This window comes from Orbus sasakiae, from assembly GCF_039542345.1.
GTDB lineage: Bacteria > Pseudomonadota > Gammaproteobacteria > Enterobacterales > Orbaceae > Orbus > Orbus sasakiae.
This window is the reverse complement of the sequence record NZ_BAABHY010000001.1, coordinates 1,312,867-1,338,519: the sequence shown is the minus strand read 5'-3', so window position 1 is coordinate 1,338,519 and position 25,653 is coordinate 1,312,867. Positions and strand designations below refer to the sequence as shown.

Genomic DNA, 25,653 nt, shown 5'->3' with positions numbered 1-25,653 from the left:
TCACTAAATACAATTTAAGAGGAATAAGTTATGTTTTCTGGTGGGAAAGGTGGTTTAGGTAATTTAATGAAACAAGCACAGCAAATGCAATCGCGTATGCAAAAAGTGCAAGAAGAAATCGCCCAAATGGAAGTGGTAGGGGAATCAGGTGCTGGCATGGTAAAAGTTACGGTTAATGGTGCTCACAGTTGCCGCCGTGTTGAAATCGATCCTTCATTGATGACGGATGAGGATAAAGAGATGTTAGAAGATCTTATTGCTGCGGCATTTAACGATGCGAGTCGTCGTTTAGATGAGGCTCAAAAAGAAAAAATGGCACAAGTCACTGGCGGTATGCAATTGCCACCCGGTTTTAAAATGCCATTCTAAGGATCGTTATGTTGTATCGTTTGCCGCTTTTATTCTCAGTCAGTTTTTATCTTACTGTACTTTTGATAAGTGCCGTGATGGTGCTTGTCGGAGTATCAACCATTGGGGATAGTGCGAGTCTATTGAACTTTGTTAGTCGATTAGCTATTGATAAACTAACGGTATTTTTCTTTATTTATTTATTAAGTTGCGTCTATTTTTTTCAAAATAAACTTTATTTTTATACCCCTCAAAATAAACAGCGTATTCTTTTATTCGGGGGGATTTTTGCAATAATTTATTTGATTATCGAGTACACACTAATTCAATTGACGTTCAGTTTATTTTTTAAAAATATGCTCAACGCATTTTCCCAATCGAGTCATCAATTTGATGTGATCACGATGACTTACCAAATGGTGATAATTAGTGCAAATATATGGGTATTTATTGCCATAGCGATTGTGTTTTATTTTATGGCTAAATCAACTAAACGGTTCTTTCAAATTCCTTTAATTGATCATATGACAAGTTCTCATCAAAGCCCATTGATTGATACGGATAACCAACTGAATAGTCGCACCACGGCTAACGAATATCGCAGTTTTTATGCAGTCATTTTTGCATCTTTATTTTGCTGTGTCGCCAATCTCTTTGTCTGGAATATTTATTTTTCTATTTTAAGTCTTGCTGATGAAATCAGCATGATGGTAGAGGAATACTATCGTTTTATTTTTTGTTTTGCTTTTGTTTCGTCGATGATTAACTATACTTTTTTGGTTAAAGTCAGTCGTAAAATGATTACAAGAACTTATCACTGGTTACCTTTATCAAGTTTGTTAACCGCAAGTGCAATAACGCTTATCTTGTTTGCAATTTGTGTGATTGTAATGAGTATATTTGTGTTACCATTTGTTTTTGCATTTAAATCTTTCATTCTATTTGTGATCTGGTTTGTCACTTGTTATGTGTTTCTTTATTTTCTGGCACGCTTTTCATTAAGACGCCATTTTGCATAATCTTTTGTACAACTGTTTAAAAAAGCAGTATCATAGTTAGGCGGCGTAACCGTCTTAAATTAAGATGTTGTTACGCTGTTTTCTTTATAACATTTATTAATACTGACACATTGGTAGTGAGATGCAAATTAGTCCTTTATTACAATCTTTAATGGATACCCTACGATGTTTACCGGGTGTTGGTCCAAAAGCTGCTCAGCGTATGGCTTATCATTTGTTACAGCGCAATCGCAAAGGCGGTATTGAGCTTGCCCATATTTTACATGAAGCGATGATCAATATTGGTCACTGTGAAGATTGTCGTACATTCACTGAACAAGCGAAATGCGCGATTTGTGCCAACGTGCGTCGCCAACAAAGCGGTCAGTTATGTATCGTTGAAACGCCTTCAGATATTGTCGCAATTGAACAAACAGGGCAGTACAGTGGCCGATATTTTGTATTATTGGGGCATTTGTCTCCTCTTGATGGAATTGGTCCAAATGATATCGGCTTAGATAAGCTTAAAGTACGGTTACAAAATGAAACAATTAATGAAGTGATTCTTGCGACTAATCCAACAATAGAAGGTGAAGCGACTGCAAATTATATTGCTCAAATGTGCAGTGAATTTGATATTGTAGCCACACGTATTGCGCACGGTGTACCGGTTGGTGGTGAACTAGAAACTGTTGATGGTACGACGTTATCACATTCATTTTTAGGCCGACAAAAAATTGATATTTACCCTTAATGAGCATTAACCCTGACAGTTTTTATAATTAACGAAAAGAGGATATTATGACTTATAAAGCCGTTGCTTTTGATATGGATGGAACATTATTAAACAACCAACGAGAAATTTTACCTGAAACCGTTGCTGTAATTGAAAAAGTGAAACAAAAAGGGATTAAAGTAATTTTAGTAACCGGTCGTCATCACTCAGTAATTTATCCGTATTACCATCAGCTACAACTAGATACTCCTGCAATTTGTTGCAATGGGACTTATCTTTATGATTTTACCAAACAGGTATATTTTGATGCCCGCCCGCTCTCTAAAACACAAGCCAAAGTGTTACTTGGATTAGTCAATCAATATAAGATTCATACGCTTCTTTATACCGATCAATTTATGACCTATGAACTCCTCGATGATCATCTTGAAGGATTATTTAAATGGGTTGACTCATTACCTAAATCACTACAACCTGAGATCAAAAAAGTCGACAGTTTCATCGATGTGATTGATCAAAGTAAAGAAGTCTTTAAATTTGCAACCAGTTCACATGATATTCCCGCACTAAAAGCATTTTCACAGGCTGTTGAAGCGCAAGGCGAATTTGAATGTGAATGGTCATGGATTAACCGTGCCGATGTTGCTTTAAAAGGAAATAGTAAAGGGAATGGATTGGCGAATTGGGCTAAACATGAAGGTATTCCTTTAGCGCAAATTGTTGCATTCGGCGATAGTTATAATGATTTAAGCATGTTGAAAGAAGCGGGTCTAGGTGTTGCGATGGGCAATGCTGATGACGCGATTAAAGCACAAGCAGATCGTGTCATTGGTGATAATAACCGACCGAGTATTGCTGAAGAACTTACGCGTTTATTCTTATAACAAACATGTTTGATATTTTATACCAAGATCAATATCTGGTTGCGATGAATAAACCATCGGGTTGGCTTGTTCATCGCAGCTGGCTTGATCGGCATGAAAAAGTGGTCGTGATGCAAACGCTGCGTGATCAAATTGGTCAACATGTCTTTCCAGTACATCGTTTAGATAGGCCGACATCTGGCGTTTTATTATTTGCGTTATCAAGTGAAGTGGCAAACTTAGTTGCCAATCAGTTTGCTACGCGTCAACCACAAAAAATTTATCATGCTGTGGTTCGTGGCTTAGTGAATCAGCCTGGTAAAATTGATTATCCACTGCTTGAGGAGTTCGATAAAATTGCGGATAAGTTTGCAAATAAAGATAAACCAGCACAAGATGCGGTTACCGATTATTTGCCGATAAGCACGATTGAAATTCCTGTTGCAGTAGGTAAGCATCCAACCGCTCGTTATAGTTTTATTGAGCTTCATCCGCATACAGGTCGAAAGCATCAATTACGGCGTCATATGAAACATATCTTTCATCCGATTCTTGGTGATAGTAAACATGGTGATTTGCATCAAAATCGCGCTTTTGCGGGGTATTTTAATATCAAACGATTAATGTTACATGCCAGTCGATTGACATTTATTCATCCGATAACCCAGCAAGATATCGTCATTGAGGCCAAGCTAGATAATCAATGGTTAACACTATTATCACAATTTTCTCGTTTAAGTTAAAACACAATTTTTTAGACTATTTATCCGTGGTGACAACAATATTTTAACGAAATAAGGGTTTAACTTGTCGATTTCCATTTGTTGGATTAAAATCGGTGGATTATTCATCACTTCATGTTATCGATATGATTCCGCAACTGAATGTTTCACCTAAAATTGATGAAGTCACTTTACAGTATCTCGAATCTTTAAAGCACAGTGGCTATATTGGCGACATTGCAACTGACTATGCCTCACGATTAAGCTTAGCAACGGATAATAGTATTTATCAGCTGCTACCACAAGCAATCCTCTTTCCTCGTCATATTCATGATATTGTTCTGCTGACGACCTTATCTCAGCAAGATAAATATCGACAAATCTATTTTACACCACGAGGTGGTGGAACGGGGACTAATGGTCAATCACTTAATAACGGCATTATTGTTGATTTATCACGTTATATGAATCATATTCTCGAATTGAACCTTGAACAGGGCTGGGTTCGGGTTGAAGCGGGAGTGGTTAAAGATCAGCTTAATCAGTATTTAGCGCCACATGGTTACTTTTTTTCACCAGAACTCTCCACGAGTAATCGCGCGACGATTGGTGGCATGATTAATACTGATGCCTCTGGTCAAGGCTCAATGGTTTATGGTAAAACATCCGATCATATATTGGCAGTCAAAGCGGTATTATTAAATGGTGACGTTCTGGAAACAGGTAAAAAATCCATTGCAGAGGTTGAGCAGATAGTGCAACAAAAAAGTACTATTGCAAATATTTATCGAACCGTGTACCACTATTGTAAAGAGCAACGCCCATTAATTATTAATCGTTTTCCTAAATTAAATCGTTTTTTAACTGGCTATGATCTCAAGCATGTGTTTAATGATGAGTTAACTGAATTTGATTTAACTCGGATTATAACCGGCTCAGAGGGCACATTAGCCTTTACTGCTGAGGCAAAACTTAATATCATTCCTTTGCCCAAAGTTCGCTATTTGATTAATATTAAATATGATTCTTTTCAATCAGCGCTTAAGCATGCTCCTTTTTTAGTTAATGCACAAGCGCTGTCGGTTGAAACAATTGACTCTAAAGTCCTTGATTTAGCGCGTGAAGATATTATTTGGCAATCAGTGAAGGATTTGATTACTGATGTTGAAGGGAAAGAATTAAATGGTATCAATATTGTTGAATTTGCCGGACAAGATGCACTGGATATTCAACAAAAATTCATCTTACTTTGTCAAAAAATGGATCAATTATTAATTGATCATCAATCAGGTGTTATTGGCTATCAAACCTGTGATCAACTTAGTGAAATCAATAAAATTTATGCGATGCGTAAAAAAGCAGTGGGTCTATTAGGTAATGCAAAGGGGGCACAAAAACCGATCCCGTTTGTTGAAGATACCTGTGTACCACCTGAACATTTGGCGGATTACATTGCCGAATTTAGGGCATTGCTTGATAGCTATCATTTAACTTATGGTATGTTCGGTCATGTTGATTCGGGAGTCTTGCATGTTCGTCCAGCTTTAGATATTTGCGATGCTTCCCAGCTTAAATTAGTCTCGATTATTTCAGATCAGGTTGTTGCGTTAACCGCGAAATATGGTGGATTGCTTTGGGGAGAACATGGTAAAGGATTACGTAGTGCTTATAGTCCCGCTTTTTTTGGTGAGGCACTCTATAATGGTTTGCGCCGTATTAAATCTGCTTTTGATCCTGATAATCGTCTTAACCCAGGCAAAATTTGTGTGCCATTAGCAATTGAAAATATGCTATATCCGATTGACTCAACCAGTCGTGGTCAATATGACAAACACATTCCAATCAGTATTAAGCACACCTTTCATGGCGTGACCGAGTGTAATGGTAATGGGTTATGCTTTAATTTTGATGTCAATAGTCCTATGTGCCCCTCCATGAAAATATCGGCCAATCGCGTGTATTCACCAAAGGGGCGGGCGACTTTAGTGCGTGAATGGCTTCGCTTATTAGTTGAACAGGGTGTGAACGAGCAAGATATTAATCACATTTTCCCAAATAAGAAAGGTTCATTAGTACAACTCGCAAAACGCATGTCAAACAGTCTTCGAGCCAAACGCGGTGAATATGATTTTTCTCATGAGGTCAAACAGTCAATGAATCACTGTTTATCGTGTAAAGCGTGTTCGACTCAGTGTCCTATTAAAATCGATGTCCCCCATTTTAAAGCACGGTTTTTGCAACTTTATCATAGCCGATATTTACGGCCTTTACGGGATCATGCGGTAGGTCATATTGAATCTTATTTACCTTTAATGGCTAAAGCGCCTCGATTTTTTAATTTTTTTATGAAATTGTCTGTGACAGATTATGTATCAAAAAAAATGGTGGGTATGACGAGTCTGCCACTATTATCTTACCCTACATTAAAAAAACAGTTAGTTGGTCATCAATCGGCTAACATAAAACTTGACGCGCTTGAAGGTTTAACCTTAATGCAACGTCAGCAATATGTCTTGATTGTCCAAGATCCATTTACTAGCTTTTATGATGCCAAAGTGGTGTATGATTTCGTATTACTGATTGAAAAATTAGGCTTTAAACCTGTCGTATTACCATTTATACCAAATGGTAAAGCCCAGCATGTAAAAGGATTTTTAACCCAATTTGCAAAAACAGCAAAAAATGCAGCAGAGGTCTTATCACGGATCGCTAAACTGAATATTCCAATGGTGGGCGTCGATCCGGCATTAGTCCTTTGTTATCGTGATGAGTATCAACAAATCTTGCAAAATCAATGTCGCCCATTTAAGGTATTGTTGTCTCATGAATGGTTAATGCAAGTCTTTCAAACTCGGCCTGCGATAAAGTCCAATCAGTTATCTGAATGGTACTTATTGGGACATTGTAGCGAAACAACACAATTACCAGCAAGTAGTGCTGAGTGGCAGAAAATTTTTGCACATTTTGGTACCCATTTAAACACGATTAATGTGGGCTGTTGTGGCATGGCAGGTACGTATGGCCATGAATTAGCTAATCTAGAAAACTCTAAGCATTTGTATCATTTATCATGGCAAAAAGCGTTAGCTAGCCATCCAAAAGATCGTTGTTTAACGACAGGGTATTCTTGTCGCAGTCAGGTTAAACGTTTTGACAAACTGACTTTAAATCATCCGGTGCAAGCATTGTTAATATTAATAAAATAATAAGATAGTTAAAATCTTATTATTTTGTATTTATACACCTTTATTAAGTGTGAGTAAGTTGTCAGTTGCTATACACTTTACAAAATAATTGATACTATTATGTAATATTTACTTGAATTAGATTAACTATGCTACTTGCAATTGACGTTTATTATATTGATAGTTCAGCAAAAATTGTCGGTTTCTTGTTTTCAAATTGGGAGGATGATAAGCCTGCGCATATTTTTATAGCCTATAAAAATGAAATTATGCCTTACAAATCAGGGGTATTTTATCAACGTGAGCTACCGTGTATTTTAGCCTTGCTTGAGCAAATTGATATCACTACTCTTGATGCTATCATTGTTGATGGTTATGTGCATTTAGATAAGGGTAAGATGGGGCTAGGTGGCTACTTGTATCAATCATTACCGCAACGAATTCCCATTATTGGCGTGGCAAAAAAGCCTTTCTTTAATAATACGACTTATGTTGCAGAAGTATTACGTGGAAAAAGTAAACATCCACTCTACGTTACCGCTATTGATATACCACTTTGCAACGCTGCATGCCATATTCAATCAATGCATGGTAAAAACAGAATGCCTACGCTATTAAGTCTACTTGACCAAGAAACAAAAAAATTCTCAATTAAGGGTATTATATGAATAACCCAACGGTATATTTTCTTCAGCTTTTAGCCAAGTATCCTGATTATAGAATATTACGGTATAATACATTTAATATAGGTTATAAAGATTCAGACAGTATAAGATATAACACAATATGTAACGATTTTCCAACTCCTGATACGAAAGCATTTCGCTTTTGTGATATGGGAGAGGTTGAATATGTGATTTTTTGTGCCTTTCTTAACTCTTTATTTGCTCAGACGATAGAAACTCTCTCTATTGGTTGGACTAGTAATTTTCATGATTGCAAAAAACCAACAGCAACAGAGGAGTGGTGTTTTGATATTACACGAGCTGTTGAAAGATTAGGACAAACAAAGTTACCAAATTTAAAATCGCTCGCATTGGGTGAATATTACTTACTTTGCAATGCTCATGAAGTTTACGGCAGACTTGGTGATGTCACTCAAGTTTTACAACAAAATAGCCATATTGAAGTGTTAGAATTAAGTGGTGTTTTTGAGCTGCAACACCCGATATCATTCAAACAGCTTAAAAATTTTACTTTATGTTTTGAAGATCCCATTATACAAATGAGCTTTGGTGGGATTAGCAATCAGACATGGCAAAATATAATGAACAGCGACATGCCGTCGTTAATTGAAGCTGATATTAGTTTAGTTTTTGAAAATGCCCCCGATTTTACATTCAACGAGCGATTTTTAAATAAAGAAACATTTCCTAAATTAGAAAGATTATATTTTTCTTCTTCTTTAACTGATGATGAATGGAAAAAAATAGAACAAAGTAAACTGGCTCAAACAACAGAATTATTTATTGAAAAAATTAGGTAATTAATATAATAGCAACAACAATATAGGTGAGTATTATATTGTTAATATTTTCAATAGATTAAGTCGGAACTAATACATCTAATGCCTGTTGATTGCACTTATCTAATTAATTTACCGTAATTAGACCTGAAGCTAAAATGGTTTCAATAATGGTCATTTATCCTGAACAAATTAGAATTTTCCACGAGCTCCGCCACCGCCAGATCCGCCACCACCACGAAACTCATTTGATGAAAAACTGCTACTAGTACCATAACTGTTATAGTTGTTATCTGTATCAGATGATAATTTATCATATACCTCTGTTCTTCTTGGGAAGTTGGCATTAATAGTAAAAGGCACTTGCATAGTTTTATTGCATTTAATACATTTGTAGATTTTAATTCCATTACCACTTGTAAATTGTGTTGCTGCTCTGACAATAGTCGTTCTTTGCAGCCGCATCGCGATTAGTTTACAACTAGAGCAATGCTCCCAATAACTTTTTTTAATACCTTGATATCGGATATATTGACATTTGCGATTTTTACATTTATACCAAGAATAAGTGACTGACTTGATATCATATTGATAGCGTTCTTTACTATTTAACATATCAGGAAAATTTGTATCCGATTCAATTTCAGTGAGTTTCAAGCATTTTTCACAAATATTGGGGCGATTAGGGCTATTTAGTATTTTTAATACAATAAAGGCCAATATACAAACAATGAAAAAAAGTAATATGCTTGTATTAACCACGGTTACACCTGTTGAATAGTCAACAAAGAATACACAAAGCAATGAAAGAGGTAATATGGCTAAACTTACATAGCACACTTTTAATAGCCGTTCCAAAGGGGATTCATAAGGTTTTTTAGAGCTATTTTTCTTTTTAAATATTCTATCACCAATAAAACAATATGTAGCAATGGAGAATAAAACAAAAATAATAACCCCAGTTTTTATCCAAAAAGGTTGAATATTATATCCTATACCATAAAGTGTACCATCTGCGTATTGTTGTTCTAAATATTGAGCAATGCCATCAGCACCGGCACGTAGTCCATCACTAAATTGATTTAACCTAAATTTAGGTAACATATATTGTTGCATCAATCGATAGCTTTTGGCATCGGTAAGATTACCTTCAAGACCATAACCAACTTCAAAAACCACTTCACGTTGGTCAAGTACAAATAAGATCAGTAAACCATTATTTTGTTCTTTTTTCCCAATTTTCCAATGATTAAACAGTTTATTGGCAAATTCACGTGTGTCAACATTACCGATAGATGGAAGTATAACCACTGCAGTTTCAATCTTCGTCAATGTTTCTAGCTGTTTTAGTCTTTGATTAATAATATCAGTGTCTTGTGAGGTCAATATATTTTCAGGATCAACAATATAAATCACATCTGTTTGATGATAAGGATTGGGTATTGATTTAATAGTATAATATATAGCACTGACCATATGACTATAAATGGTGGCGAAAAGAATAACAAAAGAAATGGTGTATTTTAGGATCTTCATCTACTAAGTTTAGCTATTATTTTTTTAATGTAATTATTCTACATAAAAAAACATATTAAACTATCAATTTATCATCATGTTATTCTGAAATTTAAAAAATTGGTTGATGTATCCCCATTTGATATATTTAGTTAAGAAGTGATAGGAAACCAAAAATTTGGTTTCTTAGCTCGTGGTTTTGCTAATATAGGCATTGCTGTGAAATATAGCGGTGTCGATAGTTTATCTTCATATAATACGGTTTGAAGCACTGCCTAAAGTATAGTTTGAAATATATAATTATTTACTTGAAAGTAGTTACCTAGGTATAGTAAATCAATCATTAGGGTATTTGATTATTACTCGACATATTTTTAATTTATGCATATTTTACCCTTTGATGGTTTTAAGCAAGTTTTTAACCTTATAAAGCGCATGGGGGCTAATTGTAGTAATAAACTGTTTAAGTACATCTTCTTTATAACATGCTTTGATAAAATAGCAGCCATCACCCGTAATTTTATCCTTGGCAAATACTTCAGAGTATTCAGAAACTAATTTTTCAAACGTATTAAATTGGTTATTATTCATGTGGATAGTGATAAATTGTATATACGAATGATAGCATTGGGTTGTAAATTTTTCAATCATAGTATCATCTTTCAATTGCGAAACTCTACTCCCAACTGCTTGACAAGAAAGGTCATTGACTGCGTCGATGTATTTGACGCAGTCCAATCGTGATGATGGCTTACAAATCGTTTATATAAGCCAATAATAACTGCACACATGCTTCTAAATCATCTAAATGTACCGTTCCGACAGCGGTGTGCATGTAGCGTTGGGGAATAGAAATGCCACCGGTTAAAACACCAGTATGACTGACTGAAATTGCCCAGGCATCTGTTCCACCATAAAGTAAGACTTCACGTTGGTAAGGAATATGGTTTTTCTCAGCTAATTCAATTAATTTGCTGGTCATTTTACGTGGAACTGAACTGCCTACCATACTGGTGGGATCCCAATCGTAAAATTTTACAGCAGCCCCTTGACCGAGTTCAATTGGAATGTCTTTTGGATCCAGTCCTGCGGCCCCACATGCCAATGTCACATCAACTGAAATGGCCACATCAGGATTAATTTTAGTTGCCGCAGTCCCTGCGCCTCGTATACCCACTTCCTCTTGCACAGAGCCAACTGCATAGATGGTCGGTTTGACTTTTTTATTTTTTAAACGACGCATAACTTCAACCATCACAGCACATCCAGCACGGTTGTCGACAGCTTTCCCAGAATATATTTTACCGTTATTAATCAAGTCACCTTCACGTCGGTAATTCACATAATCACCGACTTGTACGCCAAGAGCAAGAGTTTCTTCACGTGTTAGTGTACCAACATCAATCCCAATTTCTGTTAACGGTATACTTTTTGCTTTATCTTCGGCTGACAGAATATGGGCTGGTTTTGAACCAGTTACGCCATGAATAACGCCAGTTAATGTATGAATATTGACATCTTGATTGATAAACATACGATCATCATGGTAACCAACTGGTAAGACGTAAACAAGCCCACGCTCATCAATATATTTTACAATAAATCCAATCTCATCAAGATGCGCTGAAATCATCATTTTAAGTGTTTTATCGGTGCCGTTTTTCACATAAAAATGGTTACCTAATGCATCTTCTTCGAAATGATCATAAAGATCTGCCATCTCATGTTTAAGTACAGCTGAAACCTCGGTTTCATCGCCTGATACCCCATACGCATTATCCAAATTGTACAGTGATTGATAGAGACTATTGGATGTTTTTGTCGATTTAACTTTTTTCATATTGATTCCTTATCAACCAACAATAATAAATAATACACAAGCGATAACGCCGCCCAGTAAACAGTAAGGTAAAGAGGTCATGCTATGCTCAACGGGCGAGATTTCACATGCCCTTGAGTTTAAGATGACACCATCACCATATAAACAAAGTTGACTCCCTAATGCGGATGCGCTAAAGATTGCGGCTGCAATAATATAAGGATCTGCATTAATATTTATCGCAAGGGGGATCAGAATTGGCATCATTACTGCCGCCATGTCCCAAAATGCCCCCGTTACATATGCGTATATACTACAAAAAATAAACACGCCAACCGGTAAATAACTTGCGTTAATATAGGGCTGAGCGATGGTAATAATATAATCTGGTAACCCTAATCTAAGGTTAATATCTTTAAGGATAAACGTCATTAACACCATTGCAATCACATACATCATACTTTGCATACCCGTAAAAAATGTTTCCATAAATTGAGCAAATGTCATAATTTTCTGTGCTAAATACAATACAAACATTGATGATAAAGCCGCGATGATGCCGTAGATAATATTCACATCACAAATTATCGTGACGGTGATAAGCAAAAACATTGGAATCAAAAAGTTATATATGGGTGTTGGTCGATGCTCTTTTTCAATGTGTGTTGCAACAGCATCATCAGTTTTAATCGCCTGAGCAACTTCATCTTTTACACCTTGTTTAGCAACATGTTGTTCGGCCTTTTTCATCGCCCACACATTCGGTAGAATTTCGTTGGCAACTAAGAAAGAGATGATTAAAGCAATAAAGCCGTAAAATAAGTAAGGCAGTACTTTCAAATAACTCTCAAAAGGCGTTTCACCCTCGGTCAAATTAAAGTCAGCAAGCAATCCTGAATAAAAGACAGCCCAAGTTGATAGGGGAACAATGATGCATAAAGGGGCTGCGGTTGAGTTAGACAAATAGGCTAATTTGGCTCTTGATACGTTGTATTTATCAGTCACTTTTTTCATGGTTGGACCAATGGCCATATTATGCAAATAATCATCAGTAAACATACAAATTGCGATAAACCAAGTAAATAATAAGCTCTTACGGCGTGAATTAGCAAATTTACTAATAAAAATTGAGAATCCCGCTAATGCACCTGAACGTTCAAATAAAGCAATTAATGCACCAAATAACACGACAAATAAACCTAGCCATGACACGGTGTCATCTTTAAATACAGTATAAAAAGAGTCTAACCATGCAGGGATAAAATTTTGTTTTTCAACAATTAAAAATCCCACAATCGTACCGAGCAATAATGACTCAAATGAACGTTTAGTGATGACGGCACAAATAATAACAACAAGAACCGGAATAAGAGAGATAACGCCATAATTGATGACTGCTTCTTCCATAAAAAAGTCTCATAGTAAATTGATGATTAAAGCATTTGATTTTGTCTTGTCTGATGATAAAAACCAATGCATTTATTATTCTTATTTGAATAACTTTGAAAATATACAATGAATTTCAAAAAAGAAAAATGGTTTTTTAGGATTATTGATTTGTGTTATGAAATGATTTTAAACATTGGTATTTTTTATGAAGTAAAATTGACCGTATTCATTCAAAAAGCAGTATGTTTGTGACACACTGCTTTGGGTTTTTTATCGGACTTTCGGTAAAAAACTGAGATCAACATAATAGCGATTTGGATTATCTTGATCAATATAGACCGCAATCGTATCACCATGAATAAAATCGCTAGGATTAAACCAAATATTATCGCTTTTATATCGATATAACGGATCTTTCATTACTGGGTCAGTCCATTGGCAGTGAATGACAAAAGGACACCGACCATTAACAGAGAGGGATGTATTATAATCAACGGACGTTATTTTCGCTTGAATTAATCGGCCATTTTGTAATAATTTCTTTTTTATCCCATTCTTGCGAAGCATCATTAAAAAAGGAATAAAGCCAATAGCAAAAAAGATCAATCCCATCAAAAACAGTATTAAAATACCATGACGATCTGTGGATGAAGATGTGACGAAATACGCATAAATTGCCGCCAGTGACATCAGCAAACCAATTAAGCCAAATGTTGCTAGAATAAAAATTAATGTTTTATTTTTCATATTGTTATTATTAATATAGGTAATCGAATGCGTATTTTATCGTAAGTACGTGACTTTACCAACGACTGCCTGTAGATCTCTACAAACAATCTTTGCTAAAGTCGCCATATATACACTCGTCATTCAGTTAGCTAAATATGATGCAATTGAATTACTCGCCTCATCCATGAGGCAGTTGTTGTTTAATCACCAAAATCAACATCTTATCGTTGTAATTTGATTGTTCAAGATAAGTGCGCGTTATTGATGTCTTGCTTTTAAAATTCCAATTACATCACTTAAATTGAGGTTTTGATCTTGCAGTAAGACTAACAGATGATAAATTAAGTCAGCAGATTCATTTTTGAGCTCATGACGATCATTAACGGTCGCAGCAAGGGCCGTTTCAACGCCTTCTTCCCCCACTTTTTGAGCAATGCGCTTTGTCCCATCATGATACAGTTTTGCTGTGTAAGATGAGGCTGGATCTGCACTTTTTCGTGATGCTAAAATTTGCTCTAACTCATATAGAAATCCCCAGTCCGATTGAGCGGGGTCAAAGCAACTATTGGTGCCTGTATGGCATGTTGCACCGATTGGGTTAACTAAAATGAGTAAACTATCGTTGTCACAGTCGGTATGTATCTTGACAACTTGTAAAAAATTACCTGATGTTTCACCTTTAGTCCATAATCGTTGTTTAGTCCGTGAATAAAACGTTACGTTATTCGACTGCAGTGTTTGCTTTAATGCCTCTTTGTTCATATAACCGAGCATCAAAACATCTCCCGAAATCGCATGTTGAATAATGGCAGGCATTAAATTATCCACTTTTTGCCAGTCAAGTTGGTTGATTTGTTGTGTAGTTAACATAAGCGTATTTCGACTCCATTATCAAATAAAAATTGTTTTAGCTCACCAATATTAATAATCTGTTTATGAAACACTGATGCCGCGAGTGCGCCATCGACATCGGCATCTTGAAAAGCATCTAAAAAGTGAATTTTTTCACCTGCGCCGCCTGAAGCAATCAAAGGGACATGACAAACTTGACGAACGGCTTTAAGTTGGGTCAGATCATAGCCTTTTTTTACCCCATCTTGGTTCATCATGTTTAAAACGATTTCACCAGCACCGCGTTGTTGGACTTCTTGTACCCAATCGATCGTATTCCAAGTTGTTGCTATCGTACGTCGCTCATCTCCGGTAAATTGGTAGACATGATAATCATCCGTTTTTTCATTATGCCAAGTATCGATCCCTACCACAATGCACTGTACGCCAAAACGATCTGCCAGCCGACTAATTAGTGTAGGATCAGCTAAAGCAGGCGAGTTAATTGAGATTTTATCAGCACCAAACGAAAGAATTTGTGATGCATCATGTAGCGTCTTGATACCACCAGCAACACAAAAAGGAATATCAATCACTTCAGCAACTTTAGCAATCCAACTTTTATCCACCACACGTCCATCTGAAGATGCGGTAATATCATAAAACACTAATTCATCAGCGCCTTCTTGTGCGTAACGTTTTGCTAGTGGGACTATATCACCAATGATCTCATGATTTCGAAACTGAACACCTTTTACAACCTGGCCTTCTCGAACATCAAGGCAGGGAATTATGCGTTTTGCCAACATGCGATTGCCTCTTTAACTGTAAATTTACCTTCGAGCAGTGCCCGACCCACAATAATACCGCTTACACCACTATTTTCGAGTGCCTTAATATCCTGCAAATTACCGATACCACCTGATGCTTGTAAGGCAATGTCAGGGTAGTGTTGGCTGATTTCTTGATAAAGATGGACATTCGAGCCAGTAAGTGTGCCATCTTTTGAGATATCAGTACATAAAACATGTTTAAGTCCATAGGGTAGAAAATCATCAATAACCTGTTCAATGGTCATCTTAGAATCTTCTTGCCAGCCATGAATTGCTACATATTTTTGCCCGTTTGAGTGAATGCGCACATCCAGCGCTAACACCAGATGTTCTGCGCCATATTGTGTCAACCAGTTTTTTACTAATTGTGGTGACTTGATGGCCGTTGAACCAATGACCACACGGGTAGCCCCCGTTGATAATAAAGCGTTAACATCTGCTTCGTGACGAATCCCACCTCCAATTTGTATGGGGATATTAATACCTTCAATTATCTGTTTGATTAATGTGATTTGCCTTGCATTGGGATCTTTCGCCCCCGTCAAATCAACCAGATGCAAAATTTGTGCACCTTGCGCCTGATAAGTTTGAAACAAACTCAGTGGATCACTGCTGTACTCTCTTTTTTGATGATAATCACCTTGATGTAAGCGAACTACCTGCCCATCAATAAGATCCAGCGCTGGAATAATAATTGGTTTTTGCATGGTGACTACATCTCCAGAAAGTTTTTCAGTAATTTAGCACCCATAGCACCAGAACGCTCAGGGTGAAACTGTACACCAAAATAATTGTCTTTTTGTACTGCCGCTGTAAAGGTTTCACCGTAACTGGTTTCTGCTATCGTCGCGTCACATAAAGGTAAGGCGTAACTATGGACAAAATAAAAATAAGCACCATCGGGAATATCTCTAAATAGGTGCTCTCCGGCTTTAGGATAAACATTATTCCAGCCCATATGAGGTAACGGTAAGCCATGATCAGGAATTTTAATGATACTGTGATCAATAAAACCCAGCGTTTGCACATCACCTTCTTCACTCTGTTTGGCTAATAATTGCATACCAAGGCAAATACCTAAAACCGGTTGAGTACACACTTTGATTAATTCAATCAAATGACGTTGTTCAAGTTGTTGCATTGCTGCACTTGCGCTCCCTACACCGGGTAAAAGCAGTTTGTCTGATTGTAAGACTTGCTCGGGATCTGCCGTGACAGTCGGGCTATATCCCAAGCGTTCAATTGCATACTTAACAGAAGATAAATTTGCACAACCGGTATCAAGAATGACAACATTCATATTAGAGGACTCCTTTTGAACTAGGTAATGCATTTCCTTCCAGTTTAATCGCTTGTCGCAGGGTTCTTGCAAAAGCTTTAAATAAACTTTCTATTTTATGATGATCATTATCACCGTCTGTTTCAATATGCACAGTGACGGCCATTGCATAGCTTAATGAATAAAAAAAGTGCTCGACCATTTGGGTACTCATATCACCGACTTTTTGGTGAGTGAATGATGCCGAAAATTGTAGGTAAGGTCTACCTGAAATATCAATGGCACACTTCGCTAAACACTCATCCATTGGAATAACGGAGGCATATCGAGTAATCCCGCGTTTATCACCTAACCCCTGTTTTAGTGCTTCACCTAATGCAAGTCCGGTATCTTCAATCGTGTGGTGATCATCTACTTGTAAATCACCCTCAACGTTTATATTCAGTCTTATTCCACCGTGAATGGCAATTTGATCTAACATATGGTCAAAAAAACCAATACCAGTATCAATATGGTTATGCCCTTGGCGATCGAGCCAGACTTCAACTAAAATTTTGGTCTCTTTCGTATTTCGTTCGACTTTAGCATAGCGATCTGGTGAGGTTAATCGCTGGGTAATTTCATCCCAATTCAGGTCTTTAGGGTGATATAGTAAGCCTGTTATCCCCATATTCTGAGCCAACTGAATATCAGTTTGACGGTCACCAATGACGTAACTGTGCTGTTTATCCAATTTTCCATCGAGTAAATAGGGTAAGACTAAAGTAATTTTGGGTTTACGACAGTCACAATGATCACTTGAAAAGTGGGGACAAATTAGGACATCTTCAAATTTTATGCCTTGAGATGAAAAAATTTGCATCATTAAGTTATGTGGCCCAGCAAAATCAGCCTGTGGGTAGCTGTCGGTACCTAAACCATCTTGGTTTGTTACCATGACGAGTTTAAAGCCAGCCGCCTGTAATTTGAGCAAAGACGGTATCACATTCGCTTCAAAATTGAGCTTTTCAAAGCTATCTACTTGATAGTCTAAGGGGGGCTCAGTAATCAATGTACCATCACGATCAATAAAAAGGTATTTTTGCGCCATTCGTTAACACTCCTTAATAGCAAAATGTTTGATTGCTTCAATTACGGCATGACATTCAGCGGGTGTCCCGATTGAAATGCGTACACAGCCGGCCAAGCTCGGTTGTTTACTCTGGTCTCTTAAAATAATACCGTGATTCCACATGTACTCAAATAGCATTTTGCAATTTTTAAATTTCACTAAAATATAATTCGCAAAGCTAGGGTAAATCGACTCGACTTGTTCAAGGCGATTGAGTTCATCAATAAAATGGGCTTTTTGTTGATTTAAATTTAATACCTGTAATTGCATCGTTTTTATATTTTCAGGGCTAAGCGCTTGCGATGCAATGTCAGCAACCGGTACGGCAAGTGGATAAGGGGCAATCACTTTTTGCAGTGCCTCAATAACTGGCGTATTGGCAATCGTAAAGCCACAGCGTAACCCAGCTAAACCAAAGGCTTTTGATAAAGTTCTTAAAATGACTAAGTGTGGATATTGTTCAAGCCAACTTACCACAGAATTATCAATCGAAAACTCGATATAAGCTTCATCGACAATGACTAATGCTTTACCTGCCGCCATATCCAATAATGTTCTAATGTCGTTTTGATTTAAAAGATTACCAGTTGGATTGTTAGGTGAGCAGATATAAATAAGTTTAACCGTCTCGAGATTTCGTTCAATCGCAGTTAAGTCTAATTGCCAATCATCAGTTTGTGCAATGGCTTTATAATCAATCCCTAATGTTTGAGCACTGACCAGATACATACCGTAAGTTGGAGGACAATATAAAATGCTATCTTGTCCAGGTTCACAAAATGCACGCATTAATAATTCGATACCTTCATCAGCGCCGCGACTAACGATCAGCTGCGATGATTGAACACCAGCGTAAGCAGCATAGCGATTAATGACCTGTTCCGGTTGCGGTTCTGGATAACGATTAAGGGTTTGCTGCGTTAATTCAAAATGTGGGGCGGTTGGGTATTCATTAGCATTAAGCCACACATTTCCTTTACCACCAATGCGACGGGCTGACTGGTAGGGGGTTAATTCACGAACATTTTTTCGTACTAGTTGGTTAATATTGATTGATGAACTCATCTCTTATTGCCCCTTATTGAGTGCAGCTAAACGCAAACTAACCGCTTTTTTATGTGCAGTAAGTAATTCTGCTTCTGCCATTATTTCGACGGCTTGACCAATTGCCAGTAAACCTTGTGGTGATAAATGTTGAATTGTCATGCGTTTTTGAAAATCAGCTAAGCCTAAGCTTGAGCAGGTTTTGCTATAACCATAAGTAGGTAAAACATGATTGGTACCTGATGCGTAATCGCCAGCTGACTCAGGTGACCAATCCCCCAAAAATACAGAGCCTGCATGAGTAATTTTATCGACAATTTCCTTTGCATCGCGAGTTTGAATGATCAAATGTTCTGGTCCATACTGATTACTAATAGCAATACATTGCTCAATGTCCTTCGTGATAATTAACCGACTTGATGCTAACGCCTGCTGTGCAATTTGTTGGCGTGAAAGTTGTTTTAACTGTTGATCGACTTCATTGGAAACCGCTTGAGCTAAAATGGGGTCTGGGGTTAATAAAATAACTTGCGAATCTGGACCATGTTCAGCTTGAGATAATAAATCAGCTGCAATAAAAGCAGGGTTTGCATCACTATCGGCAATGACTAAGACTTCAGAAGGGCCTGCTGGCATATCAATGGCAGCGCCATCAATAGATTGGCTTACCTGTCGTTTAGCTTCTGTGACAAATGCATTGCCTGGTCCAAAAATTTTATCAACAGGCATGATGGTTTCTGTACCAAATGCCATGGCAGCAATCGCTTGCGCACCACCTACTTGGTAAATTTCGCTAACACCGCAAAGGTCTGCTGCATAAAGAATTTCATCTGCAATGGGTGGAGGGGAACACAAAATCACTTTACGACAACCTGCAATTTGGGCTGGAATGGCTAACATTAATACCGTTGAGAGTAACGGGGCTGAGCCACCAGGGATATAAAGTCCAACCGAGTCTATCGGTCTAGTCACTTGTTGACATGTAATCCCCGGCATTGTTTCAACACAAATATCGTCACGGCATTGTGCTTGGTGAAATTTTTTGATATTACTTGCCGCAAGTTGCATCGCTTGTTTGAGGGATGGTTTAACCCGATTAGTTGCTTGTGTCATTTCTTCAGTGGTTAATTTGAGGGTACTTATTGACACTTTATCAAACTGCTCACTCAATGTTTTTAATGCGGTATCACCTTGTGAACGAACTTGCGCTATGATTGCACTAACCGATTGACTAATCGATTTGGAATCATTGATTGCAGGTCTTGTTAGTAACAATTGTTGTTCGCGAAGATTACAGTTTTGCCAATACGTCAATTTCATCAGCTTACTCCATCATTTTTTCAATTGGTAGGACAAGGATCGAGCTTGCGCCAAGCGCTTTGAGTTTTTCCATGGTTTCCCAAAACAGCGATTCACTGCTGACCATGTGTAGTGCAACGCGATTTTTCTCATTTGCTAATGGTAAAATTGTCGGGTCTTCAGCACCAGGTAGTAGGGCAACAATTTGTTCAAGTACATTTGTAGGCGCGTGCAGCATAATATATTTTGATTCACGTGCTTGGATAACGCCTTGAATTCGTGTCATGAGTTTGTCAATTAACGCTTGTTTTTCCGTTGGCAATTTGCCTTCACGCTGAATTAAACACGCTTTTGAACGATAGATGACTTCAATCTCTTTTAAGCCATTTGCTTCAAGTGTGGCACCGCTGGAGACTAAGTCACAAATGACATCTGCAAGTCCTGCTCGTGGCGCAACTTCGACAGAGCCGTTTAATAAGCATGTTTTGAATGTAACATCATATTGTGCTAAATAACGTTTTAATAGGTGAGGGTAGGTTGTTGCAACACGTAAATCTTGTAAGCACTCAGGGCCTTGATAATCAAAGTCACGTGGCGCGGCAATGGATAAGCGACAGCCACCAAAATCTAAACGTCGTAACATTTTAAATTGCGGGTTTTGCCCTTCAGCTTGACGATCAAGCACTTCTTCTTCAAGCACGTTTTCACCAATGATGCCAATATCAACGACGCCATCAATGACCAAACCTGGAATATCGTCATCACGAACACGTAAAATATCAATGGGCATGTTTTCGGCAAATGCAATTAACCGTTGTTCTTGTAAATTGATTTTTATACCGCATTGCGCCAAGAGTTTTTTAGACTCATCGCTTAAGCGACCAGATTTTTGCATAGCGATACGTAAACGTGAATTATCTAGCATTATTTTCCCCTTTGGTAAGATAGTCAGTAATACAAAGAAGTCTGTGAATTAAGCAATAAAAAAACCCTCGGAAGTTGATCTTCCGAGGGCTCTCTTTTAACTTTCTTTGCGCTCATCTGGAAGATCATATGTCTTCCAGCACCAAACGCCCGAAGACTAATCAGGGATATGGTGGTGATGATGGTTATTGTTGTTTAAAACAAAGACGCAAAGTAAATTCATAAAATAATAAACTCCAAATAAAGTGTTATTAACATATAACACTTTATTTTTGTTAGCAAGTTATTTTTGACAGACAGTTTGTAAAAATTTTTCAAAACGATCAATATCGTGTTGTTGAGTTGACCATGAGGTACAAAAACGTAAGCAGCTATGCTGACTATCAGGTTTTCCACATGGTAAGAGATCATAATGTTGTGTAATCGAATTGACCAAAGTGTCTGGAACATTAACGAATAATTGATTAGTTTGCGGTGCAATCGTGAAAGTAAATCCATATCGAGATAAAATATCGTTTAATTGTTTGGCCATCACATTACTGTGTTTACCTAGCTCAAGATAAAGATTATTTTCAAGCAGCGCTAAAAACTGCACACCTAAAATCCAGCTTTTGGCTAAGATTGCGCCTTTTTGTTTCATCGTGAAACGAAAATCGGCTTGCAAGTTATTATTGTTAATAATTAAGGCTTCCCCCGCAAAAGCTCCTACTTTTGTCCCACCGATATAAAATGCATCCGTCAGTTTTGCAATATCACTGAAGCTTAAATCATTTTCAGCAGCAGATAATGCCATTGCCAATCTTGCACCATCCATGTAGAGATACAAATGGTGTTTTTGACAAAATGCGTGGAGTTCTTGAAGCTCTTTTTTACTATAAATTGTCCCTAATTCAGTGGTATTTGAAATATAGACTAATTTTGGTTGTACCATATGTTCATCACAATGTTCTTCAAGTACGGGCTTAATCACTTCGGGTGTCAGCTTACCTTGTTCACATTTTACCGTAATCACTTTGTGGCCAGTTGCTTCAATTGCACCGGTTTCATGAACAGCAATGTGACCAGTTTGAGCCGCAATCACCGCTTGATAAGGACGTAATATATGGCTAATAAAGGCTAAATTTGTAATGGTCCCACCGGGTAAAAAGTGTACTGCTGATTGCGACGATTGGATCAGTGATTTAATTTTTTCAGCGGCTTTTTCACAATATGTGTCTAAACCATAACCACTGTTTTTTTGTGTTGAAGCCGTCAATAAAGACTCTAATAATTTAGGATGAGCAGTTTCATTATAATCATTGGTAAAGCTATACATAGTTGGGTCCTGTTTCAAATTTATTCGAGATGAATTATACACTAAATGAGGCAATATTTGTTCGTTAAATTATTGTTGTGGCATGTGATTATAGTGTAAGATAGCGCCATTTCAATTAATGGTCAGCGGAATTAATATGTATCATCATTTTGTACCTGTCAAACTCCATGGCAAAGCAAATGCCTTAATTACCGATCTTAAAGCATTAACCGAAGCACCGACGGCTTGTCCTTATTGTCAGCATCATGACTTATATGTTATTCATTCTTCATCGGGTTATTATCGTTGTAAAGCCTGTAAACGCAGTTTCAACCGTAGCCTTAATACGCCATTTTATCGATTAGCTCGACTTGAATGGTTACCGGTGATTGCCGAACGTCGGCTATGTGGTCAAAGCTACGCAACAATTCGTCATGAATTGACCGATAGCACTGCGTGGCTGATCAAGCGTCGTGGTCAAGTAATTGAGCAATATATGCAAAGTCATTACCCCGATCTTTATCAATGGTATCAAACCCAGCAAGCATCATCAGAGACTGATGTCCCTAAAGCTGTCAAGGAACAAGTGGAACAGCTTAAATCATGGGTAAATAATATTTTGCAAACAACACAAGCTACGTGTCCACATTGTGAATCACACAAAACACAGAAAGTCGCTGATGGACGCGCTCAATTTCGATGTAAAAGTTGTTGGCGTTATTTCAGTCAATTAAAAGGGACAGGACTTGAACATTTAGCCCATAGTGAAAATTGGCTTAAGATGATTGACATGTTTGTTGCGGGTAAATCCTATCAACAAATGGAACACATCTTAACTATGAGCCCTGCGACCATCAGTAAAGCAAAGCGCAATTGGCTGAGCATAGTACAACAGCAAAACTTGTTAGTGCTTAAAGAATGGCTAACTAGCCGTTAAATGTTTAATCTATCACTGATGTGCTTTATGGTTGTTATTAACAAAGCACATCCCGCTTAATGTATCCGACAATTAACCCAGTTTCTTTTTAAACAGATAATACGCAATTGCCCCAACAACGAGTGTAATCACCATTAACGGCCAAAGATTTTGCCATATAATCGCAAAATTAACATCTTTTAAATAAATCTCTTTTGTCAGCTCGGTAAAATGTCTAACGGGATTTACCCATGTCATATATTGTAAAAACTCAGGCATATTTTCAACTGGTGCAATATAGCCAGAAAGTAAAATAGCAGGGACCATAAACACAATAATGCCGATAAAAGCCTGTTGTTGGGTGGAGCATAAGGCTGAAATAAATAACCCAAACCCGACCAATGACAAGCCATAAAAAACAATACAAATATAGTAATAGATAAACGAACCTTGAAATGGAATTTGGTATAGCAAAATTCCGGCCAATAATACAATCGAACCTTGTAATGTCGCAACAATGATCGCAGGAACAGCTTTACCGACAAAAATTTGCCAAGTGGTTAAGGGAGAAACCCGCAATTGATCAAGGGTTCCTTGTTCGCGTTCTCTTGCAACCGATAATGAGGTGACAATCAGGACACCAATGGTGGTAATCAATGCCACTAAAGAGGGTAATACAAACCATTTATAATCAAGTGTTGGATTAAACCAATGACGAATAACTAAGTTATTTTGATCGCATTGTTGCGTGGATTGGCAAAGCTTATCTTGCTGATATTGTAAAATAATTTGCTGCACATAATTGGCTGCAATTTGTGCACTATTCGAATGGCGTCCATCTAAAATTAATTGAATTTGCGGATTCGCGCCTGATAACAGTTGATTCGCAAAATCATCGGGAAAACGAATCACCAATAACGCTTTTTGTTCATCAATTGTTGATTGAATCTGTTGACTAGATTGCAAGAAAAGGGTTTTACTAAAACTGTCGGCATGCGCAATGTGGTCAATAATTTCAGTTGATGGCTGATCAACAGTGGTACGATAAACGGCTACCGTGGCATTGGTAACATTTAACGTCGCAGCAAAAGGAAAAACAAGAATCTGTATCAGAACGGGCATAATTAAAATAATGCGGGTTTGCTTATCTTGTAATAGTAGAATCAGCTCTTTTTTGATCAGCGTTATCGTGCGATATAGTGTGGTAAATTTTGCGAATAAACGTACCATGAGTTACTCCAGATTTAATTTGGTTTTTTTGATTGTCATGGTTAACAACACAATCATAAAGGCCAGTAAGAATCCGGCATTAATGGCTAAAATAGGGAGAATATCACCGGCAAGAAATAGGGTTTGCATCGATGTGACATAATATCTTGCGGGGATAATGTACGTGACGAGCTGGACAATAGCCGGCATACTGTCAATTTCAAACACAAAGCCAGATAACATCACAGCAGGTAAAAAGGCCATATTGATTGCAAACATCGCTGCATTAAATTGATTGCGTGTTAGGGTTGAAATCAATAATCCCATACTCAAAATCGTCAATAAAAAGAGTGAACTGATGATAAACAATAAGGCGAGTGATCCTCTAAAGGGCACTTGCATAATAAAGACAGTAACCACTAAACAAATTCCTAAAGCCACAATCCCTAATAAATAATAGGGCAATAATTTTGAGATTAAGAGTTCAAGCTTTGTCATTGGTGTTGATAAAAGGGCTTCCATTGTTCCGCGCTCCCATTCACGTGCAATCACCAGTGAAGTGAGAATAGACCCTATAACCGTCATAATAATGGTAATTGCACCAGGTAAAATGTAATGTTGGCTAATTGCGGCTGCGTTATACCAATAGCGAGTTTCTATATCAATCCCCGCTAAAGCTGGCGATGCGTTATCTTGGCTTTGCTGCTCGCGCCAAATCTGCCAAGCACCGAGCAAATAACCTTGTACAAAATTGGCAATATTGGGTTCACTGCCATCGGTAATCAGTTGGATGGTGGCTTGGTTATCCTGCATTTTTTGTGCAAAGTTAATCGGAATGATTAAGATACCGCGAATTTCACCGCGATTAATTTTATCTTCAAGTTCGGCACGATGTGTTGCGATAATAGGAATAATGTAGGGTGAGCCATTTAATACTTGAACAAAATCATTAGCGGATTGACTTTGTTGCTCAACCAATACGCCGACACGAATCTTATTTGAATCAAGATTAATACCATAACCGAAAATAAATAATAACATTAAAGGAATGATGACGGCGATAAGTAGGCTACTTGGATCGCGAATAATTTGTAGCGTTTCTTTTTTACATAGCGTGAAAGTACGATGAAATGAAAATGCCATA

At 37.4% G+C, this 25,653-nt stretch carries 25 protein-coding genes and 1 other annotated feature; of the genes, 9 read left to right on the top strand and 16 right to left on the bottom strand.

All coding sequences use genetic code 11. From position 1 onward, the window contains the following. Positions 1 to 30 precede the first annotated feature (30 nt). From ABEA36_RS05830 to ABEA36_RS05795, 8 genes are all read left to right on the top strand, one after another. Positions 31 to 369: a YbaB/EbfC family nucleoid-associated protein gene (locus ABEA36_RS05830; protein WP_345489774.1), complete on the top strand. Its 339-nt coding sequence runs from the start codon at positions 31 to 33 to the stop codon at positions 367 to 369. Positions 370 to 377: 8 nt separating this feature from the next. Continuing rightward, positions 378 to 1,367, top strand: coding sequence for a hypothetical protein (locus ABEA36_RS05825; protein WP_345489772.1), 990 nt, complete (start codon positions 378 to 380; stop codon positions 1,365 to 1,367). A gap of 121 nt (positions 1,368 to 1,488) precedes the next feature. After that, the gene (gene recR / locus ABEA36_RS05820; RefSeq protein WP_345489769.1) at positions 1,489 to 2,100 is read left to right on the top strand and encodes a recombination mediator RecR; all 612 of its coding nucleotides are present in this window, start codon (positions 1,489 to 1,491) and stop codon (positions 2,098 to 2,100) included. A 47-nt stretch (positions 2,101 to 2,147) separates the two neighbouring features. After that, positions 2,148 to 2,966 (top strand): pyridoxal phosphatase, encoded by an 819-nt coding sequence (locus tag ABEA36_RS05815; protein WP_345489766.1) that lies wholly within the window; start codon positions 2,148 to 2,150, stop codon positions 2,964 to 2,966. Between the two features lie 5 nt (positions 2,967 to 2,971). Beyond that, positions 2,972 to 3,688, top strand: a complete 717-nt coding sequence (truC, locus tag ABEA36_RS05810) for a tRNA pseudouridine(65) synthase TruC (protein WP_345489763.1) — start codon at positions 2,972 to 2,974, stop codon at positions 3,686 to 3,688. Between the two features lie 125 nt (positions 3,689 to 3,813). Continuing rightward, positions 3,814 to 6,873, top strand: coding sequence for a D-2-hydroxyglutarate dehydrogenase YdiJ (gene ydiJ, locus ABEA36_RS05805; protein WP_345490876.1), 3,060 nt, complete (start codon positions 3,814 to 3,816; stop codon positions 6,871 to 6,873). Between the two features lie 128 nt (positions 6,874 to 7,001). After that, on the top strand, positions 7,002 to 7,520 hold the full coding sequence (locus ABEA36_RS05800) for an endonuclease V (RefSeq protein ID WP_345489761.1): 519 nt from the start codon (positions 7,002 to 7,004) through the stop codon (positions 7,518 to 7,520). Beyond that, on the top strand, positions 7,517 to 8,338 hold the full coding sequence (locus ABEA36_RS05795) for a hypothetical protein (RefSeq protein WP_345489758.1): 822 nt from the start codon (positions 7,517 to 7,519) through the stop codon (positions 8,336 to 8,338). The genes ABEA36_RS05800 and ABEA36_RS05795 overlap by 4 nt, the downstream gene beginning before the upstream one ends. Before the next feature lie 171 nt (positions 8,339 to 8,509). Here the strand turns inward: ABEA36_RS05795 and ABEA36_RS05790 are convergent, their stop codons facing one another. From ABEA36_RS05790 to ABEA36_RS05725, 14 genes are all read right to left on the bottom strand, one after another. After that, positions 8,510 to 9,853 (bottom strand): TPM domain-containing protein, encoded by a 1,344-nt coding sequence (locus ABEA36_RS05790; protein ID WP_345489756.1) that lies wholly within the window; start codon positions 9,851 to 9,853, stop codon positions 8,510 to 8,512. A gap of 369 nt (positions 9,854 to 10,222) precedes the next feature. Next, a complete protein-coding gene (locus ABEA36_RS05785) occupies positions 10,223 to 10,483 on the bottom strand; it encodes a hypothetical protein (protein ID WP_345489754.1) in 261 nt (86 codons plus the stop codon). A gap of 100 nt (positions 10,484 to 10,583) precedes the next feature. Next, entirely contained in the window at positions 10,584 to 11,672 is a 1,089-nt protein-coding gene (locus tag ABEA36_RS05780) for a M42 family metallopeptidase (RefSeq protein WP_345489752.1), read from the bottom strand. A 12-nt stretch (positions 11,673 to 11,684) separates the two neighbouring features. Continuing rightward, complete coding sequence (locus ABEA36_RS05775; protein WP_345489750.1) at positions 11,685 to 13,058, bottom strand: Na+/H+ antiporter NhaC family protein; 1,374 nt, start codon at positions 13,056 to 13,058, stop codon at positions 11,685 to 11,687. Between the two features lie 252 nt (positions 13,059 to 13,310). Beyond that, positions 13,311 to 13,787, bottom strand: a complete 477-nt coding sequence (locus tag ABEA36_RS05770) for a hypothetical protein (RefSeq protein ID WP_345489747.1) — start codon at positions 13,785 to 13,787, stop codon at positions 13,311 to 13,313. 240 nt (positions 13,788 to 14,027) lie between these two features. After that, positions 14,028 to 14,639, bottom strand: a complete 612-nt coding sequence (gene hisIE, locus ABEA36_RS05765) for a bifunctional phosphoribosyl-AMP cyclohydrolase/phosphoribosyl-ATP diphosphatase HisIE (RefSeq protein ID WP_345489745.1) — start codon at positions 14,637 to 14,639, stop codon at positions 14,028 to 14,030. Continuing rightward, complete coding sequence (hisF, locus tag ABEA36_RS05760; protein ID WP_345489742.1) at positions 14,633 to 15,409, bottom strand: imidazole glycerol phosphate synthase subunit HisF; 777 nt, start codon at positions 15,407 to 15,409, stop codon at positions 14,633 to 14,635. Before hisF ends, hisIE begins: the two co-directional genes overlap by 7 nt. Next, positions 15,391 to 16,128, bottom strand: coding sequence for a 1-(5-phosphoribosyl)-5-[(5-phosphoribosylamino)methylideneamino]imidazole-4-carboxamide isomerase (gene hisA, locus ABEA36_RS05755; protein ID WP_345490874.1), 738 nt, complete (start codon positions 16,126 to 16,128; stop codon positions 15,391 to 15,393). The genes hisF and hisA overlap by 19 nt, the downstream gene beginning before the upstream one ends. Positions 16,129 to 16,145: 17 nt before the next feature. After that, on the bottom strand, positions 16,146 to 16,733 hold the full coding sequence (hisH, locus tag ABEA36_RS05750) for an imidazole glycerol phosphate synthase subunit HisH (protein ID WP_345489740.1): 588 nt from the start codon (positions 16,731 to 16,733) through the stop codon (positions 16,146 to 16,148). Position 16,734: 1 nt separating this feature from the next. Continuing rightward, complete coding sequence (gene hisB / locus ABEA36_RS05745; protein ID WP_345489738.1) at positions 16,735 to 17,802, bottom strand: bifunctional histidinol-phosphatase/imidazoleglycerol-phosphate dehydratase HisB; 1,068 nt, start codon at positions 17,800 to 17,802, stop codon at positions 16,735 to 16,737. Positions 17,803 to 17,805: 3 nt separating this feature from the next. After that, positions 17,806 to 18,888, bottom strand: a complete 1,083-nt coding sequence (gene hisC, locus ABEA36_RS05740; protein WP_345489736.1) for a histidinol-phosphate transaminase — start codon at positions 18,886 to 18,888, stop codon at positions 17,806 to 17,808. A 3-nt stretch (positions 18,889 to 18,891) separates the two neighbouring features. After that, positions 18,892 to 20,187 (bottom strand): histidinol dehydrogenase, encoded by a 1,296-nt coding sequence (gene hisD / locus ABEA36_RS05735; RefSeq protein WP_345489734.1) that lies wholly within the window; start codon positions 20,185 to 20,187, stop codon positions 18,892 to 18,894. 4 nt (positions 20,188 to 20,191) lie between these two features. Beyond that, positions 20,192 to 21,091, bottom strand: coding sequence for an ATP phosphoribosyltransferase (gene hisG / locus ABEA36_RS05730; RefSeq protein ID WP_345489732.1), 900 nt, complete (start codon positions 21,089 to 21,091; stop codon positions 20,192 to 20,194). A gap of 55 nt (positions 21,092 to 21,146) precedes the next feature. Further along, positions 21,147 to 21,272: a sequence feature (His leader region), on the bottom strand. A 101-nt stretch (positions 21,273 to 21,373) separates the two neighbouring features. Continuing rightward, the gene (locus ABEA36_RS05725; protein ID WP_345489729.1) at positions 21,374 to 22,405 is read right to left on the bottom strand and encodes a threonine aldolase family protein; all 1,032 of its coding nucleotides are present in this window, start codon (positions 22,403 to 22,405) and stop codon (positions 21,374 to 21,376) included. Positions 22,406 to 22,541: 136 nt separating this feature from the next. Here ABEA36_RS05725 and ABEA36_RS05720 point away from each other — a divergent pair, with 136 nt between their 5' ends. After that, complete coding sequence (locus tag ABEA36_RS05720) at positions 22,542 to 23,321, top strand: hypothetical protein (protein WP_345489727.1); 780 nt, start codon at positions 22,542 to 22,544, stop codon at positions 23,319 to 23,321. 72 nt (positions 23,322 to 23,393) lie between these two features. Here the strand turns inward: ABEA36_RS05720 and ABEA36_RS05715 are convergent, their stop codons facing one another. After that, the gene (locus ABEA36_RS05715; RefSeq protein ID WP_345489724.1) at positions 23,394 to 24,530 is read right to left on the bottom strand and encodes an ABC transporter permease; all 1,137 of its coding nucleotides are present in this window, start codon (positions 24,528 to 24,530) and stop codon (positions 23,394 to 23,396) included. Between the two features lie 3 nt (positions 24,531 to 24,533). Beyond that, complete coding sequence (locus tag ABEA36_RS05710; protein WP_345489722.1) at positions 24,534 to 25,652, bottom strand: ABC transporter permease; 1,119 nt, start codon at positions 25,650 to 25,652, stop codon at positions 24,534 to 24,536. Position 25,653: the final 1 nt, after the last annotated feature.

Coding starts and splice junctions, on each gene's coding strand:
- ABEA36_RS05770 (WP_345489747.1), bottom strand. CDS start 13,787: ATGAAAAATAAAACATTAATTTTTATTCTAGCAACATTTGGCTTAATT.
- hisD (WP_345489734.1), bottom strand. CDS start 20,187: ATGAAATTGACGTATTGGCAAAACTGTAATCTTCGCGAACAACAATTG.
- ABEA36_RS05790 (WP_345489756.1), bottom strand. CDS start 9,853: ATGAAGATCCTAAAATACACCATTTCTTTTGTTATTCTTTTCGCCACC.
- ABEA36_RS05815 (WP_345489766.1), top strand. CDS start 2,148: ATGACTTATAAAGCCGTTGCTTTTGATATGGATGGAACATTATTAAAC.
- ABEA36_RS05715 (WP_345489724.1), bottom strand. CDS start 24,530: ATGGTACGTTTATTCGCAAAATTTACCACACTATATCGCACGATAACG.
- hisF (WP_345489742.1), bottom strand. CDS start 15,409: ATGTTGGCAAAACGCATAATTCCCTGCCTTGATGTTCGAGAAGGCCAG.
- ABEA36_RS05800 (WP_345489761.1), top strand. CDS start 7,002: ATGCTACTTGCAATTGACGTTTATTATATTGATAGTTCAGCAAAAATT.
- hisIE (WP_345489745.1), bottom strand. CDS start 14,639: ATGTTAACTACACAACAAATCAACCAACTTGACTGGCAAAAAGTGGAT.
- truC (WP_345489763.1), top strand. CDS start 2,972: ATGTTTGATATTTTATACCAAGATCAATATCTGGTTGCGATGAATAAA.
- ABEA36_RS05795 (WP_345489758.1), top strand. CDS start 7,517: ATGAATAACCCAACGGTATATTTTCTTCAGCTTTTAGCCAAGTATCCT.
- hisC (WP_345489736.1), bottom strand. CDS start 18,888: ATGAGTTCATCAATCAATATTAACCAACTAGTACGAAAAAATGTTCGT.
- ABEA36_RS05785 (WP_345489754.1), bottom strand. CDS start 10,483: ATGATTGAAAAATTTACAACCCAATGCTATCATTCGTATATACAATTT.
- ydiJ (WP_345490876.1), top strand. CDS start 3,814: ATGATTCCGCAACTGAATGTTTCACCTAAAATTGATGAAGTCACTTTA.
- ABEA36_RS05780 (WP_345489752.1), bottom strand. CDS start 11,672: ATGAAAAAAGTTAAATCGACAAAAACATCCAATAGTCTCTATCAATCA.
- ABEA36_RS05830 (WP_345489774.1), top strand. CDS start 31: ATGTTTTCTGGTGGGAAAGGTGGTTTAGGTAATTTAATGAAACAAGCA.
- ABEA36_RS05825 (WP_345489772.1), top strand. CDS start 378: ATGTTGTATCGTTTGCCGCTTTTATTCTCAGTCAGTTTTTATCTTACT.
- hisG (WP_345489732.1), bottom strand. CDS start 21,091: ATGCTAGATAATTCACGTTTACGTATCGCTATGCAAAAATCTGGTCGC.
- ABEA36_RS05725 (WP_345489729.1), bottom strand. CDS start 22,405: ATGTATAGCTTTACCAATGATTATAATGAAACTGCTCATCCTAAATTA.
- recR (WP_345489769.1), top strand. CDS start 1,489: ATGCAAATTAGTCCTTTATTACAATCTTTAATGGATACCCTACGATGT.
- ABEA36_RS05720 (WP_345489727.1), top strand. CDS start 22,542: ATGTATCATCATTTTGTACCTGTCAAACTCCATGGCAAAGCAAATGCC.
- ABEA36_RS05710 (WP_345489722.1), bottom strand. CDS start 25,652: ATGGCATTTTCATTTCATCGTACTTTCACGCTATGTAAAAAAGAAACG.
- hisH (WP_345489740.1), bottom strand. CDS start 16,733: ATGAATGTTGTCATTCTTGATACCGGTTGTGCAAATTTATCTTCTGTT.
- ABEA36_RS05775 (WP_345489750.1), bottom strand. CDS start 13,058: ATGGAAGAAGCAGTCATCAATTATGGCGTTATCTCTCTTATTCCGGTT.
- hisB (WP_345489738.1), bottom strand. CDS start 17,802: ATGGCGCAAAAATACCTTTTTATTGATCGTGATGGTACATTGATTACT.